The organism is Pedobacter sp. HMWF019 (assembly GCF_003061025.1).
GTDB lineage: Bacteria > Bacteroidota > Bacteroidia > Sphingobacteriales > Sphingobacteriaceae > Pedobacter.
The window spans coordinates 1-5477 of sequence record NZ_QAIL01000595.1; the positions used below are offsets into that span (position 1 = coordinate 1).

The window sequence follows — 5477 nt, forward strand, 5'->3', positions numbered from 1 at the left end:
ACGGAATTTTGGTCAAAAAAATTAATCTCCCTGAACCAGAATTAATTAGTAAAAAATCACCATTTATTCTTCGAAAAATTTGAATAATCAGTAAATGTTCGTACTTTTGTCACACTGAAAAAAACATGGTGGTTTTAGCTCAGTTGGTTAGAGCATCGGTTTGTGGTACCGAGGGTCGTGGGTTCGAGCCCCATATTCCACCCCAAGTTTTTAAAAAGCAGTCTGAAAAGACTGCTTTTTTTGTTTACAAAGTATCTGTATCCCCGTCTTCAAAAAACAACAAGCCACCGCCCACTTAGATTCTATAGAAAGAAATTGACCTAAGATTAATCTCCCGGCAAATAATCTGACACGGAAAACAAAGTTAATTGACACGCTAAACAAAATCCTCCCTTCAGCATCCGCCTAAATTTGTCCTATAACATTTAAACAATAAACAAAATGGAAAAGAACAATTATCAAGGCGCTTTGCAACACCCAACAGGCTCTGGTTTTAATGCCAACTCAACTGCAAGCGAAGTCATTAAAGGCATTGACCTGACCGGAAAAAACGTAATCGTAACAGGTGGCAACACAGGCATTGGACTGGAAACCACCAAAGTACTCGCCGCAGCTGGCGCAACGGTTATCGTCCCAGCAAGAGATATAGAAAAAGCAAAAAAGAACCTGATGGGTATTCCAAATATAGAACTTGAAATCATGAACCTGATCGATCCCCTATCTATTGATACTTTTGCAGAGAAATTCCTGGCCTCAGGCAGGCCTCTGCATTTGCTGATCAACAATGCCGGTATCATGTGGGTTCCTTTACAAAGAGACAACCGTGGCATTGAATCGCAACTGGCCACCAATTACCTGGGGCAATTCCAACTTACCGCAAGATTATGGCCTGCATTTAAAAAAGCAAATGGGGCAAGAGTTGTTAATGTATCATCTTACGGACACCAGATGGCACCTTTTAATTTCGATGACCCCAACTTCGAACATCGGGAATACGAAACACTTCAGGCTTACGGACAATCAAAAACAGCCAGCAATCTTTTCACCCTTGAGCTGGACAATTTAGCCAAAGCATTTAACGTAAGGGCCTATTCATTACATCCAGGCTCTATCCACGGAACAGAACTGGCCAGAAATGCTGATATAGAATTATTCAAACAGTTGGGCTTCTTTAATGAGGAAGGTCATATCCGTGCGGAAGTCCTTGCTAGCCTGAAGACCATCCCTCAGGGTGCCGCCACTACGATATGGTGCGCAACCAGCCCATTGCTCAACTCCATCGGAGGTGTGTATTGCGAAGACGGAGATATCGCAATCTTAGACACAGGGGATTTAAAACACGAGAACAAACTGGGAACAAGCGGTGTACAGGCCTATTCTCTGGACGAAAGCTATGCTAAAAAACTTTGGAAGCTTACCGAGGAAATGACTGGCATCACATTCCATGTTAACTAAGCAGAACACTCCGATAAACAGTGGTCAGCTATTTCGTTCATCAGTGGATTTCTTTAGGGAAATCCACCAAAATCAAATAACTTTATTGCAGTGGAACATCTATCCAAATATCTAACAAAAGAGATCAAGCTTTCCAGTTACGAAGACAAGCTGTTCAAATCAGACCTCATGTTTAATGACCACATGCTGGTCTGGTTCATTTCGGGCGAAACAAAAATCATACAGGCAGACAGTACTTTTTATTTTAGAGCAGGAGATATTTTTCTCATCCCAAGAAATGAACTAGCTACCATTATCAACTATCCAAAAAATGGTCTGCCACATAAAACAGTGGTTATGCATTTATCAACCGAACGGTTAAAGAAATTTTATGAAAGAATTGACACCAAAAAAAACACACAACCCGAAAAAAAAATATACAGCTTTAGCAACCACCCGCTTTTAGAAAGCTGCTTAGCTTCGCTGATACCCTATTTCGATATTGAAGGAGAATTTCCAGAAAGTCTTGCCTCCTTAAAAATTGAAGAGGCAATAAGTATCCTTAGAATAATTGACCCAGGAGTAAACAGCGTATTGGCAAACTTTGATACACCTGGCAAAATAGATCTGGTCAGTTTTATGCAGCGGAATTTCATGTTCAATATGCCATTGGAAAAACTAGGCTATCTAACCGGAAGAAGTTTATCTACATTCAACAGAGATTTCAAGAAACTTTTCGATACAACTCCTCAAAAATGGCTCACAGCTAAAAGACTTGAACTAGCCTATTACCATTTAACCGAAAAAAAGAAAAAGCCAACGGAGGTCTACCTCGAAGTCGGCTTTGAAGACCTATCCCATTTCTCCTATATTTTCAAAAAGAAATACGGTGTTTCTCCCAATCGGCTACCCAGCCATACTCACTAGCAGCCTCCATTATTCTGTTTGATCCCACTCTACTTGTTTTCTATGATAACCCCATCTCCATCAACATCATCAATGGGCTCTGCCCCAGAGCTATCATCATCAACATCATAATATATTCCTTTTGGATTCTCGCCATATTCATTATCCCCTATATCCCCATCTGCAAATAACATCCAAAATCCATAAAAAGGAATTAACATCCACCACCCGCTATTTCCACGATCATGACATCTTTTTGCACCCTGAGCCAGGATAAAGTAAAATGAAGGAAGAGATACAATGAAATAAACAAGGTCCGATTTGGACTCCTCAACGGGAGTTATAGTTTGGGTAATCGACAATAAACCAATCACAGCACCAGCTACCATAGCATAAAGGAAATAAAACAAATAGCTTAGCCCATATTCGAGCCTACGTATCCTGCCGTCAAAAGAAAAAGGGTTTTTAAACATAAAATTGTGGTGTAAGAGTCTTAATAAGATGAAAGCGCATTGAGTTGTTTGGCAATATAAATCCTGGAATTATACAATTCTATGAAAAATCATCAATATTCTAAAAAAAGCCCCGACAAAATCAGAGCTTTTCATTTTCAAACTACATTACAAACCAGTACTATTCCTTTTTAGGTTTTATTTCCACAACCTCCGTTACCGTAAGCAAATCCTTTCGTTTCTCCGGATCCATCAACTCCATCAACCTCAAACCCAGCAAACCATCCATTGCCGAGCCTCCACTATTTCCGTTTCCACCAATCAATACATCTGGAATTAATTTAACATTCCCTTTCGACAGCTCTTCTGTAATTTTATACCGCGTAAAATTTTCACCACCCAGCGCCTTCACCGCAAGTTCATAAGCCTCAGCAGTAGATTTACCCACAGCCAGAATTTTACCCGCCTCAGCACTACCCGTTAAAGCAATCTGTTCAGCCTCTGCCGAAGCCCTCAGTTTAATTGCTTCAGAATCCGCCTGTGCTCTCGCTTTAGTGGCTTCAGCTTCCGCATGTGCCCTCATTTTAGTCGCCTCTGCCTCTGCACCAACTGCCAGCTTCACACCCGCTGCGTCACCCTCCGACTTTTTCACCGTAGCACTTGCTGTACGTTCTGCAATCTCTACACTTTGCTGCGCTTTAACAATATCCTTTTGCATATCCGCAATGGCCGTTTCTTTCTCCATCCCCTGACGTGTTTCCTGCGCCTGCTTCTGCGTGTTATAAGTTACCTTTTGTTCTTCTGCTATTTTACGGTCAGTCAAGGTCTTCATTAAAGATTCTGGCGGAACAATATCCCCAATCAAAGTATCAACCGCATTCACATTATACTCATCAAGCACTTTTCTGATGTGTTCTTTAGCCGATTCCTGACGTTCCTTACGCGTACTCAGGAACGCAATCACATCACTATCCTGCGCCGAGTTACGGAAATAGTTACCAATTGTTGGCTCCAGCACCTGTGAAACCAGGTTCACCATATTACCAAAACGGGCAATAACTTTCGGAGCCTCCGTTGTCGGAACATGGATAATCTGTGCCACATCTAAATTAAAAGGGAAACCATCTTTTGAACGAACAGTGATCGTAGATAAATTCTTATCCAAATTATGTGCTTCACTACGCGCCGATGCCCAATTCAAAACCAAATTGGTGGTCGGCACCAGCTCCACCTTCATAATATACTTATTGATCGGATATTTACCAGGTCCAAGTGGCTCTAACCAAACACCTTTAGAACCTTTGCCTACAATATTACCATGTTTAAAATCAACCCCGGTTAAATCATTACCATCCTGCCCAATAAAGGAAATCACCACACCAACATAACCAATAGCAATTTCCGTCATTGGGATTTCCTCCAATTGAATGGCCCAGGGATTTAAATTATAAGAACCCGCCAGAATCACTTGCGGCTGCAGCCCCCTATTACCCCCTCGTTTAATAAACTCATCAAAATCCTAAAAATTGTTATGCCCCTCTATCAGTTTACCCGCAATCTGATTCGCTTCAATCGGCAATCCATCAAGTGTAGTCACAATTCCCACCATACTTTCCTGGATACGGATCATATCGGTAATAGAAATCTGGAACAACATCGTATTAATACGGTAAGAACCGGAAGTAATATAAGATGCCTGCCGGCCACGCTGCCCACCATTTTCCAAAAACTTGACCGCATCCTGAAAATTATCTGAATCCACTCTCTTGGCAAGGATATTCCCCGTTGGTATTTCCGAACCATCCTTAGCCATAATCAGTCCGATCTTGCCCTCAGGAATAATGGTAAACTGCTCCATAGTTACACTGTACTGCCAAAACCACATCCCAAAATAGAGTCCTGGCGCCAGAGTCTTCCCTTGAAAACCAGCTTCCCCCTTAATGGCAATAATCCTTCCATCCGGCAATTCCTTATCCGCCCCAAAGAGCACGAACTTTTTAGTAATTAATCCAATTTTGTCTTCAGGAACAATCACCATCCCAAATAAAAACCGCAAAATATATTTATATAAAACTACACATAACAGTGCCACTAAAACCCACCAGTACTTAAAAATGAGCGCTTCCATAAGCCTATTTATTTTTTTGTTTTTTAGCCCGATAAACCATTTATCAGGCTCCATATAGAGACCAAAATAAACACTTTGTTACCACATTTTTAACTTATTTTGAAGATATATTTCAATCGATTTTAAGGCCTAAAAGACAATTCAAGGCCGATTTTAACAGAAACACCACCTGCACTTGACATTTCTGGAGATCACTTCCTAAACAGCAGAAAAACAGGCAAAATTCAAATTCCGCAACAACTCCATCACTCCGGCTCACACGATAAGTATCTGCCAGTTCATTTTAGCTTTCAGAAGCAAATCATATTGTTTAATTTCGCCACATACCAGAAAAGAAAACAGAGACGGGGATAGATTTATGATAGACATTTACACAGACGGTGCAGCAAGCGGAAATCCAGGTCCCGGAGGTTACGGCGTAATTTTACGTTCCGGAGCTCATTACAAAGAACTCAGTGGCGGTTTTCGCCTCACCACCAACAACAGAATGGAACTTCTTGCCGTAATTGTAGGTCTGCAGACCATCAAAAGCCCCAGACAACAAGTAACCGTATACT

Annotated in this window: 6 protein-coding genes and 1 tRNA gene; 4 read left to right on the top strand and 3 right to left on the bottom strand. The window is 41.2% G+C overall.

Going from position 1 to position 5477, the window contains the following annotated elements:
* The first annotated feature begins 128 nt into the window (after positions 1-128).
* From DBR11_RS28335 to DBR11_RS28345, 3 genes are all read left to right on the top strand, one after another.
* A tRNA-His gene (locus DBR11_RS28335) sits at positions 129-205 on the top strand.
* Positions 206-441: 236 nt separating this feature from the next.
* Positions 442-1455, top strand: a complete 1014-nt coding sequence (locus DBR11_RS28340; protein ID WP_108555889.1) for an SDR family NAD(P)-dependent oxidoreductase — start codon at positions 442-444, stop codon at positions 1453-1455.
* A gap of 90 nt (positions 1456-1545) precedes the next feature.
* The gene (locus tag DBR11_RS28345) at positions 1546-2361 is read left to right on the top strand and encodes an AraC family transcriptional regulator (RefSeq protein ID WP_108555890.1); all 816 of its coding nucleotides are present in this window, start codon (positions 1546-1548) and stop codon (positions 2359-2361) included.
* A gap of 29 nt (positions 2362-2390) precedes the next feature.
* On the opposite strand, the gene DBR11_RS28350 is transcribed toward DBR11_RS28345, so the two are convergent.
* The 3 genes from DBR11_RS28350 to DBR11_RS30040 all read right to left on the bottom strand — a co-directional run bounded on the left by DBR11_RS28350 (position 2391) and on the right by DBR11_RS30040 (position 4920).
* Positions 2391-2813, bottom strand: a complete 423-nt coding sequence (locus tag DBR11_RS28350) for a DUF805 domain-containing protein (protein ID WP_108555891.1) — start codon at positions 2811-2813, stop codon at positions 2391-2393.
* Positions 2814-2973: 160 nt separating this feature from the next.
* Positions 2974-4215 carry an SPFH domain-containing protein gene (locus tag DBR11_RS30035; protein WP_233260944.1) on the bottom strand — a complete coding sequence of 414 codons (1242 nt, stop codon included), beginning with the start codon at positions 4213-4215 and terminating at the stop codon, positions 2974-2976.
* A 96-nt stretch (positions 4216-4311) separates the two neighbouring features.
* Positions 4312-4920, bottom strand: a complete 609-nt coding sequence (locus tag DBR11_RS30040) for a hypothetical protein (protein ID WP_199233996.1) — start codon at positions 4918-4920, stop codon at positions 4312-4314.
* Positions 4921-5278: 358 nt separating this feature from the next.
* On the opposite strand from DBR11_RS30040, the gene DBR11_RS28360 reads away from it, so the two are divergent.
* Positions 5279-5477: RNase H family protein (locus tag DBR11_RS28360; RefSeq protein ID WP_304594488.1), on the top strand; the 199-nt coding region annotated here is incomplete at its 3' end.